At 61.5% G+C, this 16,836-nt stretch carries 16 protein-coding genes; 6 read left to right on the top strand and 10 right to left on the bottom strand.

Annotation, left to right across the window (positions count from 1 at the left end):
- The 3 genes from D8676_RS27860 to D8676_RS18790 form a co-directional block, all read left to right on the top strand.
- Nucleotides 1-2,337, top strand: a 2,337-nt coding sequence (locus tag D8676_RS27860) for a calcium-binding protein (protein WP_121582627.1), incomplete at its 5' end; no start/stop codon positions are given.
- A 54-nt stretch (nucleotides 2,338-2,391) separates the two neighbouring features.
- Nucleotides 2,392-2,730, top strand: coding sequence for a hypothetical protein (locus D8676_RS18795; protein WP_121582626.1), 339 nt, complete (start codon nucleotides 2,392-2,394; stop codon nucleotides 2,728-2,730).
- A 96-nt stretch (nucleotides 2,731-2,826) separates the two neighbouring features.
- A complete protein-coding gene (locus tag D8676_RS18790) occupies nucleotides 2,827-3,201 on the top strand; it encodes a hypothetical protein (protein WP_121582625.1) in 375 nt (124 codons plus the stop codon).
- A 336-nt stretch (nucleotides 3,202-3,537) separates the two neighbouring features.
- Here D8676_RS18790 and D8676_RS18785 read toward each other — a convergent pair whose 3' ends face one another.
- From D8676_RS18785 to D8676_RS18745, 9 genes are all read right to left on the bottom strand, one after another.
- Nucleotides 3,538-4,863 (bottom strand): aspartate aminotransferase family protein, encoded by a 1,326-nt coding sequence (locus tag D8676_RS18785; protein WP_121582624.1) that lies wholly within the window; start codon nucleotides 4,861-4,863, stop codon nucleotides 3,538-3,540.
- 5 nt (nucleotides 4,864-4,868) lie between these two features.
- Nucleotides 4,869-5,537 (bottom strand): isochorismatase family cysteine hydrolase, encoded by a 669-nt coding sequence (locus D8676_RS18780; protein ID WP_121582623.1) that lies wholly within the window; start codon nucleotides 5,535-5,537, stop codon nucleotides 4,869-4,871.
- On the bottom strand, nucleotides 5,534-6,562 hold the full coding sequence (locus D8676_RS18775) for a branched-chain amino acid ABC transporter permease (protein ID WP_121582640.1): 1,029 nt from the start codon (nucleotides 6,560-6,562) through the stop codon (nucleotides 5,534-5,536). Before D8676_RS18775 ends, D8676_RS18780 begins: the two co-directional genes overlap by 4 nt.
- A 5-nt stretch (nucleotides 6,563-6,567) precedes the next feature.
- Nucleotides 6,568-7,458 (bottom strand): branched-chain amino acid ABC transporter permease, encoded by an 891-nt coding sequence (locus D8676_RS18770; protein WP_121582622.1) that lies wholly within the window; start codon nucleotides 7,456-7,458, stop codon nucleotides 6,568-6,570.
- Between the two features lie 2 nt (nucleotides 7,459-7,460).
- Nucleotides 7,461-8,168: an ABC transporter ATP-binding protein gene (locus D8676_RS18765; RefSeq protein WP_121582621.1), complete on the bottom strand. Its 708-nt coding sequence runs from the start codon at nucleotides 8,166-8,168 to the stop codon at nucleotides 7,461-7,463.
- On the bottom strand, nucleotides 8,161-8,895 hold the full coding sequence (locus D8676_RS18760) for an ABC transporter ATP-binding protein (protein WP_121582620.1): 735 nt from the start codon (nucleotides 8,893-8,895) through the stop codon (nucleotides 8,161-8,163). The genes D8676_RS18765 and D8676_RS18760 overlap by 8 nt, the downstream gene beginning before the upstream one ends.
- 47 nt (nucleotides 8,896-8,942) lie before the next feature.
- Nucleotides 8,943-10,118 (bottom strand): ABC transporter substrate-binding protein, encoded by a 1,176-nt coding sequence (locus D8676_RS18755; RefSeq protein WP_121582619.1) that lies wholly within the window; start codon nucleotides 10,116-10,118, stop codon nucleotides 8,943-8,945.
- 157 nt (nucleotides 10,119-10,275) lie between these two features.
- The gene (locus D8676_RS18750; RefSeq protein ID WP_121582618.1) at nucleotides 10,276-10,929 is read right to left on the bottom strand and encodes an isochorismatase family cysteine hydrolase; all 654 of its coding nucleotides are present in this window, start codon (nucleotides 10,927-10,929) and stop codon (nucleotides 10,276-10,278) included.
- Nucleotides 10,919-11,752 (bottom strand): N-formylglutamate amidohydrolase, encoded by an 834-nt coding sequence (locus D8676_RS18745; RefSeq protein ID WP_245426900.1) that lies wholly within the window; start codon nucleotides 11,750-11,752, stop codon nucleotides 10,919-10,921. The genes D8676_RS18750 and D8676_RS18745 overlap by 11 nt, the downstream gene beginning before the upstream one ends.
- Before the next feature lie 126 nt (nucleotides 11,753-11,878).
- On the opposite strand from D8676_RS18745, the gene D8676_RS18740 reads away from it, so the two are divergent.
- Entirely contained in the window at nucleotides 11,879-12,754 is an 876-nt protein-coding gene (locus D8676_RS18740) for a MurR/RpiR family transcriptional regulator (RefSeq protein ID WP_121582616.1), read from the top strand.
- Complete coding sequence (locus D8676_RS18735) at nucleotides 12,744-14,057, top strand: glutamine synthetase family protein (protein WP_121582615.1); 1,314 nt, start codon at nucleotides 12,744-12,746, stop codon at nucleotides 14,055-14,057. The genes D8676_RS18740 and D8676_RS18735 overlap by 11 nt, the downstream gene beginning before the upstream one ends.
- 143 nt (nucleotides 14,058-14,200) lie before the next feature.
- On the opposite strand, the gene D8676_RS18730 is transcribed toward D8676_RS18735, so the two are convergent.
- Complete coding sequence (locus tag D8676_RS18730; protein ID WP_121582614.1) at nucleotides 14,201-15,823, bottom strand: GMC family oxidoreductase N-terminal domain-containing protein; 1,623 nt, start codon at nucleotides 15,821-15,823, stop codon at nucleotides 14,201-14,203.
- Nucleotides 15,824-15,927: 104 nt separating this feature from the next.
- On the opposite strand from D8676_RS18730, the gene D8676_RS18725 reads away from it, so the two are divergent.
- On the top strand, nucleotides 15,928-16,824 hold the full coding sequence (locus D8676_RS18725; protein ID WP_121582613.1) for a LysR family transcriptional regulator: 897 nt from the start codon (nucleotides 15,928-15,930) through the stop codon (nucleotides 16,822-16,824).
- The last annotated feature ends 12 nt before the right edge of the window (nucleotides 16,825-16,836 follow it).

The raw sequence follows: 16,836 nt of genomic DNA, 5'->3' as shown, positions 1-16,836 counted from the left end.
CTGGACAGCGCCACGATCGTCGAGGGCACGGCGTCGATCACGACGCCGACGGCGACGTCGACGATCACCGATGTCGATCAGTCGATCATGATCACGATATCGGATACGCGCGCCACGATCAGCGAGGAAGGCGGCGAGATCGACACCTTCACGATCACGCTGAGCGAGGGGATCACGACTGGCAATGTGGTGACGGTGGATGTCGACTTCCTGACCGGCACCACGGCGCAGAATGCAGACTTCGTGACGACGGCCCAGGCCGCGCTGCAGGCGATTGCGAATTCTACCGCCGGCGTGAGCTTCGACGGCACCACCTTGACCTTCGACGACAGCTTCGTGGGAACGACGCTGAGCTTCGGAGTTCAGGCGCTCAACGACAATCTGGTGGACTCTGGCGAGGTGTTGAACATCACGATCGGCAATGCGACGGCGCTGAACGGGACGGCGACGGCGGCCGATTCGGAGAATGTGACGATCACCGATACCGACACGCTCCCTGATGATAGCCTGCTTGGAGTTCTGGTCGTCAACGAGATTGGATTGAACACGTCTACTTCGGTGAACGTCAAGGGAAGCACAGTTGTTCCTTCCGGGCTAAGCTACGTAGAAATCAAAAATCTGTCGGATAACGCGTCCGATACGAGCGGCAGCAAAGTGCCGACCCTCCGGCTCGAACTGACCGACGGCACCGACACAGTTTACGTAAGTTTGAGCACGGTGGGCACGATCCCCGCCAACCATTATCTTGTCATCTATGAAAACGGGGTTTGGGTTCTGTATGACGCCGGCGGGGGCGCAAAATCAAATGGCACATATAACTATTTCAACCCGTCGACCGGCACAGAAACCTCTGCGGCCGGAGGCAACTGGGACTCGGTCATGCCCGCCGGAACGACGACATCGGATCCGATCGGCGTCAGCCTTTATCAGAAAATCGGTGCAAATGTATTTACGGTGGACGGGTTCCTCGCAAACGGCGTCGACATCGGGTCCGACAATGGCACGTTGGGGGATACGGACAACAAGCTGACGCTAGGCAACGTTATCTGGAATGGAGCCAGCGGAAGTCTCGCGCCGGCCAACGCCACCTCCCTGCTGGGCTCGACGCTTACGCAAAACAGCCAGTACAACGGGTCGCTGGGCGATCAGTACCAGCTGGCGCTTACGCTCGGCCTGCTGCCGATGTTGCCCAGGCAGTTCATCGACGACAGCGCCGCTGCAGGAATCCAGAATTCAGATTCGACATCGTTGATCTACGCCCGCGAGTTCAACCCAACCAATCTGAACAGCATCGGCCAACCTGGCGACGACAACCGCGCGGATCAGCCCATCCAGACGGACAGCAACAGGGAATCGGACTGGACCGTCACCTATGGCAGTACCCAGGGCAAGACCAACCAGGTTGCGGCAGGGGTTGGCGGCACGCCCGACTCCCCCAACCCGCAGGACTCTGCCGACGAGACCGATCCCGATCAGGCCTACAAGAGCGGAAATCTCGACAACTCCGGCGTTGACGCCCAGTTCGGCGGTCAATCGGTGTTGAACGCCGCCGGCAACGATTCGGCGTTCGCCGGGGAGTTCCGGGGTGGCGACGGACAGGACTATCTCTACGGCACCGCCGGCAACGACAGCATGTTCGGCGGGAACAACAACGACCTGCTGTTCGGTGGGGCGGGCGACGATACGCTGCGCGGCGAAGCAGGCGCCGATCTTCTGGTCGACATTCTTGGAAAGGATACGCTGCTGGGCGGCAGCGGCGACGACATCCTCATCTCCGGTTCCGAGCTGAAGCTGTGGAACGGCGTAGCCTTCGTCGATACCAAGACCTTGCCGGGGTGGGATGTGGGGAGCAGCCAGACCGCGCTGGTGCTCGATGGAGTTGCGGCGACCGGCTTCGAGGACGTTCTGGACGGCGGCGCAGGCAACGACATCCTCATCGGCGGCCTTGGTGACGATCACCTGATCGGTGGCCTGGGGGCGGATCTGCTGTCCGGTGGCGGCGGAGCCAATCTCCTGGACGTGACGGAGGCGGTCCAGTCGAGAGACATCATTCAGTTCACGGGGGAGGCACTCGATGAGTTCGATGCCGACGATCTCATCGTCGGCTTCAACACCGCCAATGACGTGATCGATCTCTCTGAACTCTTCGATGTCGCTGCGGGCAAGACCATTGCCGACTACGCGGACGTCGACGGCAACGCGTTGAAGATCGACGTGACCGGCTCCGGCGGCGCCGGAGGTTGGAACACGATCGCCACGTTCGACAGCGCGCCAGTCGGACCCGTCACGGTGTTGTACAACAACAACGGGACGGACGATACGCAGGGTACGATCTAGCGGGTAGAAGCACTCGATAGCGCACGGAGCCATTCCATTTCAGGGACTGCAACTATGCCGAGGACCACCAGCCTTCTTCCCGACCCGGGTTCGCCCGAGCTTGTGCCGGATTCTAGGCCGGGCTCCGGACTGCCGTTGGCGGAGGCGGCAGCCGTGGCGCTGCCCGGCGAGCTTCTGGACGACATCCTGCTAGGCGATGTCATCGACATGTCGGAGCTTGTCGCGCAACTCGCGTCCCCTTTCGAGGGAACGTCGCCATTGGCGGGACCTCTCGACGGGCCGACAGGCTACTCGATCGACAGCGCGAACGTTTCGTCTGTTGCTGGGGATGCGCCGATGCTGGCCATTCTCTACGACGACGACATACTGGTTTCCGACGGTACAATCTTGTAAATTGCATCCTTGGGCCAAGGGCTGGCCCGTATCTGACGGTTTGTGTGGCGGTTTCCGGTGACGGTTCGGTCGACCGGCGGGCAACAGGGGGAAAAGATGTTCTTTCGTTCGATCAGAGCCGCCGTACTGGGGGGCTTCTGCGCAATGGGTCTCGCCGGTGCAACTGCCGCCGCCGACCTGTCGACCATACCTGCGGACGACTACTGCACGGTGGCCGGAACCTCGAATCTCGTGCTCACCGAGAACATGACCGAGTTGCGGGGCGAAGTGGTGCGGCTGATGGACGAATCGGTTGCGGTCGCCAAATCCAACGAGTGGATCTATTCGTCGCGTCCGGTGTTCGTTTGGGCCTCGGAAGCCAAGGTGGCCTGTGGCAAGGCCTATGGCTATCTGCGCACCAACTACAAGGACGAGGACACGATCAACAAATGCGAGTGCTTTCACGCCCGCATGCTCCAGTATATGAACTGATCGGCCTGGGCTGCCAGGACAGTCCAATCGATCCAAGGCTCGCGGAAATGCTGCTGTAGGGCGGCCGCCTCGCCGTTCTGCCTGGGTTAACGAACGTTGTCGCCCAAGCTACTGGGCGCGCTTGCTGAAGGGACGATCCCGCGAAGCGGCCGGAATTTTTATGCGTCTCGGTCCCACGGTCCGCCGAAGCCGCCGCCCTGCTAGGCGGCTGGAACAGGCAGCCAGGCCATGAGTTCTTCGAGGCTTGTTCTCATCACATACACCGGGCCGTTCGGACAGGAGCCGCGCCCTTGGCTCACATAGCATCATCCATAAGTCTAGCGAGGCAGATGATGCTCACCAACCCTGGAATGCCTTTAGCAGCCGAGGATCGACGCGCCCGCCTGCGACGTCGGCAAGGGAGCGGTCGAGAAGCTCCAGCCCCGCTTGCGCCTCCTCTCGCGTGAGGGTGAGTGGTGGCGTCAACTCGAGAACGTTTGAATTCACGCCGACATAGAAGAGCACAAGGCCGAGTTCGAAGCATCGATAGACCGTCATGGCGGCCTCGCGGCGCGCTGGCGCCCGCGCGACGCGATCCGTGACGAGTTCAACTCCGATCGCAAGGCCGCGTCCGCGGACATCGCCGATGAGATCGTGCTTCTGCTTCAGCCGGTTGAGGCCTTCGATCAAATAGGCGCCCGTCTGTTTCGCATTTTCGGCAAGCCCGTTCACCTCGATCGTTTCGAGCACCGCGGATGCAGCTGCCGCGCACACCGGATTGCCGTGAACCGTCTGGAACGAAAAGGCGGATTGATGATTCATAACCGCCTCCGGCCCGACAGCGGCGGAGATAGGGAGTCCGCCGCCCAAGCCCTTTCCGAAGACGACGATATCGGGCTCGATGCCCAGGTGTTCGAACGCATTCAGTTTTCCGCTGCGCCCCAGCCCGACCTTGACCTCGTCGCACACGAGAAGGATCCCATGCTGCCGGCATAGTTTCTCGATCTCGCGGAAGAAATTCGCGGGAGGCACGATCATGCCGCCATCCGACTGGATAGGCTCCATGAAGAAGGCCGCGACTTCTCCGGGCCGCACGGAGCCGGCAAAAAGCTGCCGAATATGCTCTAGCGCCATGCGTTCAGCATCACCACCGTCACGATAGATATCGGGGTAAGGGACAAGCGTCAGGCCTGGCGCTTTAGGGACATTCTGTTGGACCGGATGCCCGGATACCGCCATCGAGCCGGTGGTTCCACCGTGATAGGCGCCCCTGAAGGCAAGGACCCTCGGTCGTCCGGTTGCCGACACAACCGCCCGTGCGACCGTCTCGTTGGCATCGGAGCCGGAATGCCCCAGCCAGACTCGCCCGGCTGCCCGCTTCGGCACGATTGTCAGAAGCGTTTCGGCAAGCTTGACCGAGGGCAGGTTGGCCGAGGAGAGGATGCTGGCGCCGGCCTGGTCCGAAAGCGCTTCGCTGACCGCATTCCGCACCGCGGGATGCGAATGCCCCAGCGCCGCAGCGCCCCACGAGGCAGAGAAGTCGAGCAGGCGCCTTCCGTCCTCGTTATGCAGAAAAGAGCCGCTGCCACCGACGACCGCCAGCGGGAAGAAACGAAGGTGGGACATCCGCGATAGCGCGGCCAGATCCCTCTCATAGATGCTCCCAGCGCCTTCGCTTCTCATCAGGGTCACTCGAGGAAGCCGACTACCTCGTCGAGTTGCGCGACGTGGCAATAGATCATGTTGATGATCTCAAGCTCATGCCGGTGCAGCTCCATGGTGGCTGCGGCCGTGCAGTCGTCGACGACGACGACCCCGAAGCTCTCGTCGGCAAGGCTGCGCACGGTCGAAGACACGCACTGGTCCGTGAAGATACCAGCGCAGATCACGTCCTTGATCCCCATATTATGCAGGATCAGCCGCAAATTGGTCCCCGTCAGCGCGCTGTCGGTCGTCTTGATGATGGTGATGTCGTCTTCGAGGGGTGCAAGTTCGGGAACCACCTGACCCTCCTCGAGATCCTTCGGAAGCAGCAGATAGTTGAAGCCAGGCTTCTTCTGGCTGAGCGAACGGTCGCGCCCGTCGGTCTTGAGGCAGCCTATGCGTGCATAGATCACTTCGACGCCGCGGGAGCGGCATTCGGCTATCAGTCGGGCGGTGTTCGGAATGACCGTCTCTCGCATCCGATTGTAGAAGGGCTGCCAACGCTCGGTCTCTTCGGGCGTGTCCTTGTCGGCGAGATAGGTGTTCTGGATGTCGATGACGAGCAGCGCCGTCGTCTCTGGAACAAGCCGGATGTCCGCAGGCTCCTCGGCATTGGCATAATAGAAGGAACGGTATGCGGTCTTCCAGCTCATCCTGGCTTCTCCTGTCTGTTGTTGCGGCGCCCAAGGAGGGCGCCGACCTCGCGTGTCGGGAACATGCCGCCCGGCCGTAGCGCCAGCACGGCGATCATGGCGAGTGCGAGCACGATCTCGGTGAGCCCGACGACCGGTTCGGACATGAACTTGGCCTCGTTGAGAACGCCCTCGAGCCCGCGGAGCCCCTCATATGCAAGCGTCACCACGAAAGTGCCGATCACGGCCCCGGTCACGGTGTTGGTGCCGCCGATCACCAGCATGCTGAGGATCAGGAAGGTCTCCCTCAGGTAGAAGGCCTTGGGCGAGAAGGAGGTGATGAAATGCCCCCACAGCGCACCTCCAACGCCGGCGAACAGGGCTGCGAGGACGAATGCCTTCCAGCGCAAAACCGGGATGTGGGCGCCCATTGCTGCTGCGGCGGTCTCATCGTCGCGGCTGGCGCGCAGCAGTCGTCCTGTTCTGGATTCCTTGAAGGCGAGGGCGGCCACGAGCGCGATAGCCGCAACGACCGACGCAAGTGTCAGGTCGGTGGCTTTCGGCAGTCCGAACAGGGTGCGCGGGCCGTTGGTGAGTGCGCTCCAATGCGTCATCACCGTATAGAGCACGACCAGGAGTGCAAAGGAGGTGATGACCGCGGCAGCGTCGGAAAGCCTCATCAGCGGGTAGGAGACGGCGGCCGCAACCAGCGCCGCGACGATGCCACCCGCGGCAATCGCAAGATATGGCGACAGCTCCACGCCTTTCAGGAAGGGGTAGAGGTCCGGCAGTGCCATCCCCTTCATCTGGGCGGGGATGGTCAAGACCGCGGATACGTAGGCGCCAATCCCCATGAAGCCGATATGCGCGAATGAAAGGATGCCGGAATTGCCCATGAAAACCTGCAGGCCGAGGACCAGCACCAGCGAAATGCAGAGATTTGTCGCGATCCGGTCGTAGAGCCTTATCCCGAATGCCGCATTGAGCAGCACGAGCAGGACTATGAGGCCGCCAAGTACCGCGAGAGTGAGCAAATGGCGCTTCATGTCGCTCACGTCCTCTGGCCCGAGGCAGGACCTTTGATCAGCCCATCTGGCCGCCACAACAGGATCAGGATAACCAGGCTGAAGGTGAAGGCGTCACGGAACTTCAGCAGGTCCTGCGGAAGCGTGTAGTTCAGAGTCGTGTCGATCAGCGCCAGCAGGAAGCCGCCGATCACCGCCCCCTGCATGGAGCGCATGCCCCCGATCACAGTTGCGATGAAGGCGACCAGCAGCGGCTCGAGGCCGATCCCGGGAACGACGGTTCCGATGCGGCCGATCCACAGGATCCCGACCACGCCGCCGAGAAAGCCGCTGATCGCGAAGGCCGAGGAAATGATCAAATTGGCCGGCACGCCGAGCATGCGCGCCATGGTGAAGTTGGTCGCCGCCGCCCGCATCGCGATGCCGAGCACCGTGCTTCTCATCATCCAGGCAAAAAGAGCCAGAAGGATTACGGCTGCCGCGATGGTGATGAGATTACGCAATGGCGTCACCGCGCCGAGGATGGTCACCGTCTGGGAGAAAATCTCCGGCAGTGGCACCGGTCGGGGGCGTGGCGAGATGAACAGTAGGGCAGCGTTCTGCAGCAGCGTGGAGAAGGCGAAGGAGGTGATCAGCACCGCCGTGACGGACTTGGCGCGTACCGGGCGGAAGGCGACATAGTCGGTAGCGATGCCGGCGGCCACCGCCATTGCGACTGCAACCAGGGCCATGATGAGCCATGGAGCGCCGGAACCGTTCATCAGGAACATGGTGTAGCCGGCCACCATGATGAGTTCGCCATAGGCGAAGTTCACGAGCCGCAGGATGCCGTAGACGATGACAAGGCCGAGCGCCATCAGCGCATAGGCGCCGCCGAGGCTGAGGACGTCGATCAGGAACTGGACGGCGAAAGTCACGCTCAGCCTCCGAGATAGAGTGCGCCGAGATCGGTGTTCGCGGCGATTTCGGCAGCTGGACCTTTGGCGGCGATCCTGCCGAGCCGCATCACATAGGCCCGATCGGCGACAGAGAGAGCCTTGGCGGCGTTCTGCTCGACCAGAACGATCGTCAGGCCGGAGCGCTTCAGTTCGGCGATCATCTCGAAGATCGTGTCGACGACAACGGGCGCAAGGCCAAGCGACGGCTCGTCGAGCAGGAGCAGCTTGGGGCGGGACATCAGAGCGCGGGCGATCACCAGCATCTGCTGCTCGCCACCCGACAGGGTGCCGGCCGCCTGACGTGCGCGTTCGCGCAGCCGCGGAAATAGACCGAGCATCCTTTCGCGGGTCGACTCGACGTCCGCACGGTTCCTGCGATGGATATAGCTGCCCAGCGTGAGGTTTTCCGAAACGGTGAGGTCCGGAAACACGTCGCGGGTCTCCGGCACCATCGCGACGCCGAGGCGGACCATCTGCTCGGGCTTGGCCGAGGTAACGTCCTGGCCGTCGAGCCGGATCGTTCCGGCGGATGCCTTCAGCGCTCCTGCGATGCATTTGAGCGTCGAAGACTTGCCGGCACCATTGGCGCCAAGGATGGCAATCAATTCCCCCTTGCCCGCCTGCAGGGAAACGTCGTGCACGGCGCGGATGGCGCCGTAGCGGACGCCCAGGTCACTGACCTCAAGCACGGGATGCTCCCGAGCCGAGATAGGCCTCGATCACTGCCGGATTTTTCCTGATATCCTCGGCGGCCCCCTCGGCGATCGTCCGCCCCGACGCCAGGACGTGCAGGCGATTGCACAGGCGCATGATCAGCGGCATGTCATGGTCGATGATGAGAAGGCCGAGGCCGCGGCTCCCCGGCAACTCGGCGAGGATGTGCAGAAGCGCATCCGACTCGGCTTCGTTCATGCCCGCCGCGGGCTCGTCGAGCAGGAGAAAGGCAGGGTCCGCGGCCAGCGCGCGCGCCATCTCCACGCGACGCTTGTCGCCGTAGCTAAGACTGCTCGCCAATTCCTCAGCCTTTCCAGAAAGCCCGAACTCGTCGAGCAGCGCAGCCGCCTTCTCGCGCGCGGAGCGCAAGCCACCTCCCTGCGCCAGCGCGGAAGCCTCGATGTTCTCGATCACCGTCATGTTGTTGAAGAGCCTGACGATCTGAAACGATCGGCTGATGCCCCTGAGCGCGATGTCGCGGGGGCGAAGCCCCGAAATCTGCTCGGCGCCCAGGACAACGCGGCCGCCGGCAAGGGCGACCTGACCGGTGATCGCATTGACGAGCGTCGTCTTGCCCGAGCCGTTGGGGCCGATCAGCCCGACGATCTCGCCGGGAGATACGGACAGGCTGACCCGGTCCAGCGCGCTCAAGCCGGAGAATTCGACCGAGACGTCGGCCGCTATGAGTGATCTTGTAGCCATGGCAAATTGTACTGCCGGGGCATGGGGCCCCGGCAGTTTTCAGAGCATCAGGGAGCGGGAACGGACTCTGGCCTACGCCAGCCGACGAAGGTGGGCTTGCCACCCTTCAGTTCGATCATGACGGCTGCCTTATCCGGCGCGTGACCCTCCTCGGCTGTGCCGTAGTTCAGGTCACCGGTGAGGAGCTTGAACTCGCCGTCCTCCAACGCCTTGGCCACCGCCGCGCCGTCGGTGCTGCCGGCTGCCTTCACCGCCTCCGCCATCATCATGACCGTGTCCCATCCAGTGGAGACGAAAGACGTGTCAGGAGCGCTGCCATGCATCTGTGTGTAGAGATCGATGAACTTCGGCATATCCGGATGCGCCTCAGGACCCATCCAGGTGTGGGTGACGAAGAACACGTTGTTGCCGAGCTTCTCACCCAGTGCTTCGTGCATGGCTGGATCGTCATACGCGTCGCCGCCCATTACCGGCGCGTCATAGCCGACTTCGCGCAGCGCGCGGATGATGGCTCCGATGTCCTGCCCGTAGGACGACAGGAAGATCACGTCCGGCTTTGTGCCGAGCGCTTGCAAGCGGGCGAGTTGCGCCGAGAAATTGTTGTCGCCGTTCGTGTAAGTGTCCTCAAGGATAATCTCGCCGCCGTTCGCCTTGAACTGCGCGACGAAATACTTCGACAGCGACTTGGTGTAGGCGATGAACTGGTCCGTCACGACATACGCGGTTTTCCAACCCTTTTCCTTGAAGGCGTAGTCCGCGGCGACCGCTCCCATCGTGGTGTTCCACATGGAAAGGGTGAACTGCTTGTCGCCCAGCGACCATGACGAATAGAGCGGATCGGACGCGCAGGTGGAGATGCCCACCAGCCCGGCCGACTGTGCTTCACGGCTCGCCGGTCCGCCGAAGTCGAAATCGCACGGCGCCATGATCAGGTCCGCGCCCTTGTCGATCAGTTCGACCGCGACGTTGCCGACCGTCACCGGATCGGACTTGCCGTCGATATTGACGAGTTCCACCTGCTTGCCGAGCAGGCCGCCATTGTCGTTCAGATACTTGACGGCGACCTCCGCTCCTTTCAGCGCGGGTGTGTCGAGCGGCGCCTGCACGCCGGTGAGCGACATGGCGCCGCCGATCATGATCTTGTCGTCCTGAGCCTGGGCATGTGTACCGAGCAGCAACAAAGCTGCAGCGGCGCCTAATAGGGCTGGTTTCGAGTTTTTCATGGCAAGTTCCCCTTTCGTTTCTTTTTAATTCGTCGTCTTGAGTTAGCCGACAGAGGCATCCTGGTTCTGCCGGCAATCAGATTGCGACCAGTTAAGGACAGTTTGACAGCCACCTCAACAGGTCATTCGAGTGTGGCGACAGGGCCTGTCACTCTCTTCATAGTCCCTCGATTTCAGCAATCAGCGCGTCCGTGTTCATCTGGCGACAGTATCCATTGATGGTCTTGAGCGAGTTGTCGTGCCGCTCCTGGGAATAGGTGGCGCATGCATCAGGCACCAGAGTCACCAGATAGCCGAGATCGCACGCATCGCGGACGGCGGACTCGACGCATTGATCGGTGACGATGCCGGAGATGACCAATTGCCGCACACCCAGGTTACGGAGCAGGTAATCGATGTGCGTGGAGACGAAGACGCTTGAGGACGTCTTCGGAAGCACGATCTCATCGTCTCCCGGAGCGATCTCGTCGATGACCTTGCCGTCATGCGAGCCTTTCGGGACGTGGAAGCCGGTGATCTTGTAGTCCAGGCTGCGGTCACGCCCGTCCTTGGTCAGGCTCTCGATCGTGGTGTAGAGCACCTCGATTCCGGCTTGGCGGAAAGCCGCCTGCAGCTTCTGCATGTTCGGGATCGCGACCGAATTCAAGCGATCGAAGTAATAGGCGTACTTGTTCGCCATGTCGGCGTCCGACACGTCCTTGAACTCACCGCCATCGCGCTTGGCAGCGAAATTTTGCACGTCGATGAAGAGTAGCGCGCTGACCTGAGGGTCAAGAGGCACTTCGCGGGTGAGGAGGGAACTAGCTATCATATTTCGTTTCTTTCAGACTGTCTGCGGCCTCACGAAGGGCGTCTGCCAGGAGCTGGGCCCAGAGGGCTTGCCCCGTAGGCTCGCCGATCTGATCGTTTCGGACCTCGAGAAGGACATGCGCCAGTTGGCGCCGCTCGCCATGCACGGGTATGGTGTAGTCCGACATGTCGTCTACCGTGTATGGCTCGTTCAGAGCGACACTGATGCCGGCATTTCGGGCGGTGAAAGCCTGGAGGAAAGTCTGAGCGAAACTCGCATCCCGATTGGCGAGTGCTCCGAGAAGCCATGGACGGTGGACGCCGGCTAGGACAGGTGTGAAGCTGTGAACGGACACCAGCACCGTAGGCTGCCCGCACCTTGCCCGCTCGTCCAGCAAGTTCCCTATCGTCCGGTGAAGAGGTTCGTGAATCTCCACGAAGCGTCGCATGCGATCTGCGTGCGAGAGTGACCTGTTTGCGGGAATTGCGGTTCCATCGCTGACCTCGGGAAAGCAGTCGGTGGCTTCGAACGGCCGGTTGCAATCCACGATGAGGCGGCTGTAGCGCTGCAGGACAAGCGGCGCGTCCAACAGTGCAGCCAATGCGCGCGAGAGCCCTTCGGCACCGATATCCCAGGCAATGTGGCGGTCCATGTCGTCTGCGCTCAAGCCAAGATCGCCGAGACCTCCGGCGATCGCGCGCCCAGCATGTTCGCAGGTCAGCACGAATTCAGACGAGCCTGTCCGATTGATCAACTCAACCGGGTGGGGATCCTCCTTCGAGAGGATCGTCGATATCTGCGGATCGTGGAGCATCAAATTCTCATGCACCCCGCGTTCTGGCATCGGCTAGGATCCATCTCACGAAACATATCAATCAGAGTCAATCCAGCTTGGAAGTTTGACTAATTATTTTCAAGGAGGATAATTTGCGTTGAAACTGCAGGACGTCTGGAGAGAACGGCTTCGTCGATGACAGTCAGAGCGACGATCATGCAGGTTGCGCCGCGGCTCACAGCGAGTGAGCGCAAGCTCGCCAATGCCATTCTGGCCGACTACCCATTTACCGGCCTCCAACAGATACAGGAGCTTGCGGCCCGCACCGGGGTCAGCGCGCCGTCCATCACGCGATTCGTCAGCAAGGTCGGTTTCGGCGGATATCACGAGTTCCAGCGTCAGCTAATCGCCGAATTGAAGGAGAGCCGGCGGTCGCCCCTCGACCTGATGTCCGAGGAGAGCGCGATACAGGAGAGCGATTTCCTCGGTGACTATGCCCAGCGGCTCGCCGATCTCCTCACCACCTTGAACTCGACCGTGCCCCCAGGGCAGTTCGAGGCCGTCTGCCGTTTGATCGCTGATCCATCCCGCAACGTCTTTGTGCTCGGCGGCCGCATCAGCGACAGCATCGCGCGCTTCTTGTCCACGCATCTCCAACAGATCAGGCCGAAGGTCTTCCATCTCGCCCAGAATTCCGAACTCTGGCCGGAGGATATCCTCCGCATGCGAAAGCAGGACGTGCTCGTTCTCTTCGACGTACGCCGATACCAGCCTGATCTGGCGCGATTGGCCACGCTCGTCCGCGAGCGGCGCAAGACGTCGATCGTGCTCGTCACCGACAAATGGATGTCGCCGATCGCCCGGGATGGCGACATCGTCGTGCCGCTTTCCATTGGCGCTGGCACGGCTTGGGACACGGTCGTATGCCTGCTCGCTTTTGTTGAGGCGCTGATCGTCAAAGTATCGGAATCGAACTGGCCCGCCACGAAAGCTCGTATCGAAGAGTGGGACGCCCTTCGTCTGGTGCGACCCGACGAAGTACAGGGACAAGGGAAATCCGATGAAGCGTGAGGAGATGGTACTTGCCTGCTGTAGCGATCTGGCCGGCAAGGTTCGTGGCAAGGCGTTCTCTGCCTCGGAGTTCGACAAACGTCTCCGGCGAGGCGTAGGCTGGACCCCCACCAATGTGCAGATCACGTGCTTCGACACGATCGCCGAGAGCCCGTTCGGATCGCTCGGCGATCTCGTGCTGATCCCCGATCCCGCCACCCGCGTACGGGTGGCGCTTGGCGACACGGAGCCGGTCGAGCACTTCGTGGTAGGCAATATCAGGCATACCAGCGGCGAACCCTGGGAGTTCTGTACGCGCTCAATTCTTCAGGGCGCGCTGGAGCGGCTCGAGAAGGTGGCCGGTCTCACACTATTCGGCGCCTTCGAGCACGAGTTCCAGTTCAGGAACAACACCGGTGATGACAGCGGCGCCTTCTCGATTGACGGCTTCCGGGCCGAACGCGGCTTTGCGGGGGTTCTTTTCGCGGCGCTGCGGGAAGCCGGCGTCTCGCCTGACACGTTCCTGCGGGAATTTGGAAGAGGCCAATTCGAAGTGACGATCAAGCCGCAGCCGGGTGTGGCCATTGCCGACCACTCGCTTATCACCCGCGAGATTGTTCAAGCCGTTGCCCACCAATCGAATCGTAAGGTCACCTTCACGCCACTTCGCGATCCCGCCGGCGTTGGAAACGGCGTCCACATCCATATGAGCTTCCTCGATGCCGGCGGAAAGCCAGCCACCTATGACCCGTCCGGCCGCCACGAGCTGAGCAAGGAGGCCGGCCAGTTCATCGCCGGCATCCTGAAATACCTGGAGTCCATCGTGGCCATCACCGCGCCAAGCGTCGTGTCATACCTCAGACTGACACCACATCGCTGGAGCGCCGCCTTCAATAATCTGGGCTACCGCGACCGGGAGGCTGCCGTAAGAATCTGTCCGGTTTCAGACATCAGCGACATCGAGAAGGCTTCGCAGTTCAACTTCGAGTTCCGCGCAGCCGACTGCACTGCAAGTCCCTATCTGCAATTGGCTGCGCTGGTGCACGCAGGTGTTCAGGGAATCGAGGAGGGCCTCGAAATGCCGGTAGCCACCGAGGACGATCTGTCCACGCTCGATGCGGCTGCACTGAATGCGCGAGGATATGTGCGGCTTCCCCAAACTCTTGAGGCCGCCCTGGAGCGGTTCGCCACCAATTCCTTGGTGAGAAGCTGGTTCCCCAATGGCTTCGCGGATACCTATGTGAAGCACAAGCAGGGAGAGATGTCCTTTCTCAGCGGTCGCGACCCGGCTGAGATCTGCCAAGCCTACGAGCAGGTCTACTGAAATAGCGAAGCCGCCGCTATTTTTCTGACCCGAGCAATGCGCTGCAAAATGGCAAGGCGGACCAGAACGCCTGGGGTGGGTCGCAAAGTAGTCGACCATCGCCCCAGACCGCGTCGCATAGCCCGAAAAAAACGCGATCCGCTTTAGCGACGACGATCCTCGTGGATCATTTCGGCCCCCTTTAAGCCGATCATGGCGGTAGGGGTGTTGGTGTTGCCGGAGGTGATGGTTGGCATCACGGAAGCGTCGATGATGCGCAATCCTGTCACGGCCCTGACCCGTAGGCGTTCGTCCACCACGGCGAGGGGATCGCTCTCACTACCCATCTTTGCGGTTCCTACAGGGTGAAAGATGGTCGTCCCGATGTCGCCTGCCGCTGCTGCAAGCGCTTCCGTGCTGTCGCCAACGGATGGGCCGGGCAGATACTCTTCCGGCGAAAGCCGCTGGAGCGATGGCTGGCGCACCAACCGGCGGGTCAGTCGGATGATTTCTGCCGCTATGTGTCTGTCATGGTCGGTTGAAAGGTAGTTGCAGCGGATGCCAGGTTTCGCGTCGATCTCGGGCGAGTGCAGATAGACCTGGCCGCGCGATGTCGGTGTCAGATTGCACCCGCTGATGGTAATCGCTGGAAAACGATGAAGAGGCTCGCCGAAGCGATCGAGGGAAAGCGGCTGAACATGGAATTGCACATCGGGGCGGGCGACATTCTTGCCGGTGCGTGTGAAGATGCCGAGCTGGGATGGCGCCATTGTCAGCGGGCCTCGGCGCAACAGCAGGTATTCCAGGCCCATCATGCCCCTGCGCGGCAACGAATGGTAGGTTTCGTTGAGCGTTCGGGTTCCCGTGACCTTGTAGATCGCACGCTGCTGCAGGTGGTCCTGAAGGTTTTCGCCGATGCCCGGGATATCCGCCGTCACCTCGATGCCGAGCGCCGACAGGATGGATGCCGGCCCCAGGCCTGATCGCTGCAAGATTTGCACCGAGCCTATGGCTCCGGCGCTGAGGATCACCTCGCCTGCAGCTTTGGCTCGGAATACCCGATCGCCGACCCGGTACTCGACCCCCGATGCTTTTTTGCCATCGACAATAAGCCGCTCGACCGTCGCACCGGTCTGGAGACGAAGGTTGGAGCGCTTCAGGGCCGGTTTGAGAAAGCCCCTCGCGGCCGACCATCGTCGACCGCGCTTCTGGTTTACGTGGAAGTAGCCGACGCCCTCATTGTCCCCCGTGTTGAAGTCCTGGTTTGGCGGGACGCCCAGTTCCTGGGCCGCCTGCGCCACTGCGTCGAGGACGCCCCACCTTACGCGTGGAGGCTCGACGCGCCAGCCTCCTCCGGTGCCATGGAGGTTGCTTTCACCAAGGAAATGGTCCTCCAGCTTCCGGAACCATGGAAGCACGTCGCTCCATGCCCAGCCGGGAAGTCCCAGGGACTGCCAGTGATCGTAGTCGGCGGCCTGGCCTCGCATGGCGATCATGGCGTTGATCGCCGAGGAGCCGCCGATGACCTTGCCTCGCGGGTAAGCGAGGGAACGACCGTTGAGGCCTGGCTCGCGATCGGTTTGGAAACGCCAGTCGGAGCGTTCGTTGCCGATGGCGAACAGGTAGCCGACAGGGATGTGGAACCAGATCCAGTTGTCGTTTCCACCCGCCTCCAGCACAAGCACCTTGCTCGCGGGATCGCGCGACAGCCGTTCCGCCACGATGCAACCTGCCGTGCCCGCCCCGATGACGATGTAGTCGAACGTATCGGTCGTCTCGATTGCCATCTCAGCCCCTCGCTCGCGTTGCCGCGGGTCGAGTTCTTGGTGCAATCGAGGGTGCTTCACAATACGGAAATCTGCACTAGGATTGTGCAAAAACGAGTGCTGAAATGGATTGGGACCACCTGAGGATATTTTTGGCTGTTGCCCGGGCCGGGACGGTGGTCGAGGCCGCGCGTCTTTGCAGGCTGGACCACTCGACAGTCTCGCGGCGGCTGGCTGCACTTGAACAGGACCTTGACACGATCCTGTTTGAACGCGCCGGCCGGCGCCTGAGGATCACCGAGGCTGGAAACAAGCTTCGCCGGCTTTCTGAAAAGCTGGAATCCATGATGCTTTCCGAGCTTGGCAACATTCAGGACGAGCAGGGGCGACGGGCCGGGACGGTGCGCATCGGCGCTCCGGAAGGCTACGGCGTCGCCTATCTCGCGCCGCGGATCGGAGCGATTTCGGAAACCTACCCAGAGATCTCGCTCGAACTGATCGCGCTGCCCCGCAATTTCTCGCTAGCCGAGAGGGAGGTCGATATCGCCGTCACCCTGGATCGCCCGTCGTCGGGAGACCTGACCGTGCGCCGCCTTTGTCAGTATCGCCTGCAACTTTATGGCACCGAGGCGTATTTCGATCGCTACGGACGACCAAGGTCCGCGAAGGAACTGCCCGCTCATCGCTTGTGCGGCTACATAGACGAACTGCTTCATTCGAGCGAACTGGACTATATGGACATGCTGGTCAGCAATCTGCGCATGGAGTTGCGCTGCACCAGCATCGTGGCTCAACTGAACATGGTGCACGCCGGGCATTTTATCGGCATCTTGCCGGATTTCATGGCGCGTTCGTGCAAGGAAAACCGGCTGATCCCCATTTTGCCCGACAAGGCGCTGACGCGGACATACTGGCTCGCGGTGCACAGGGATCTTCGTCATGTCGAACGCGTGCGCCTGATTTGCGCTGAACTCATCGACATGGCCCGTAAAGGACGCGCCCTTTTTCTTGGCGACGGCTGACCGATAGTCTTG

Origin of the sequence: Mesorhizobium sp. YM1C-6-2, from assembly GCF_003666685.1 — a bacterium.
In the GTDB taxonomy this organism is placed as follows: Bacteria; Pseudomonadota; Alphaproteobacteria; order Rhizobiales; family Rhizobiaceae; genus Mesorhizobium_K.
Note: the sequence above shows the minus strand (reverse complement) of the source record. Positions and strands in the feature narration are given on the sequence as shown.

Coding starts and splice junctions, on each gene's coding strand:
- D8676_RS18725 (WP_121582613.1), top strand. CDS start 15,928: ATGGATTGGGACCACCTGAGGATATTTTTGGCTGTTGCCCGGGCCGGG.
- D8676_RS18730 (WP_121582614.1), bottom strand. CDS start 15,823: ATGGCAATCGAGACGACCGATACGTTCGACTACATCGTCATCGGGGCG.
- D8676_RS18775 (WP_121582640.1), bottom strand. CDS start 6,562: ATGAAGCGCCATTTGCTCACTCTCGCGGTACTTGGCGGCCTCATAGTC.
- D8676_RS18740 (WP_121582616.1), top strand. CDS start 11,879: ATGACAGTCAGAGCGACGATCATGCAGGTTGCGCCGCGGCTCACAGCG.
- D8676_RS18750 (WP_121582618.1), bottom strand. CDS start 10,929: ATGATAGCTAGTTCCCTCCTCACCCGCGAAGTGCCTCTTGACCCTCAG.
- D8676_RS18795 (WP_121582626.1), top strand. CDS start 2,392: ATGCCGAGGACCACCAGCCTTCTTCCCGACCCGGGTTCGCCCGAGCTT.
- D8676_RS18735 (WP_121582615.1), top strand. CDS start 12,744: ATGAAGCGTGAGGAGATGGTACTTGCCTGCTGTAGCGATCTGGCCGGC.
- D8676_RS18755 (WP_121582619.1), bottom strand. CDS start 10,118: ATGAAAAACTCGAAACCAGCCCTATTAGGCGCCGCTGCAGCTTTGTTG.
- D8676_RS18790 (WP_121582625.1), top strand. CDS start 2,827: ATGTTCTTTCGTTCGATCAGAGCCGCCGTACTGGGGGGCTTCTGCGCA.
- D8676_RS18780 (WP_121582623.1), bottom strand. CDS start 5,537: ATGAGCTGGAAGACCGCATACCGTTCCTTCTATTATGCCAATGCCGAG.
- D8676_RS18785 (WP_121582624.1), bottom strand. CDS start 4,863: ATGAGAAGCGAAGGCGCTGGGAGCATCTATGAGAGGGATCTGGCCGCG.
- D8676_RS18745 (WP_245426900.1), bottom strand. CDS start 11,752: ATGCCAGAACGCGGGGTGCATGAGAATTTGATGCTCCACGATCCGCAG.
- D8676_RS18760 (WP_121582620.1), bottom strand. CDS start 8,895: ATGGCTACAAGATCACTCATAGCGGCCGACGTCTCGGTCGAATTCTCC.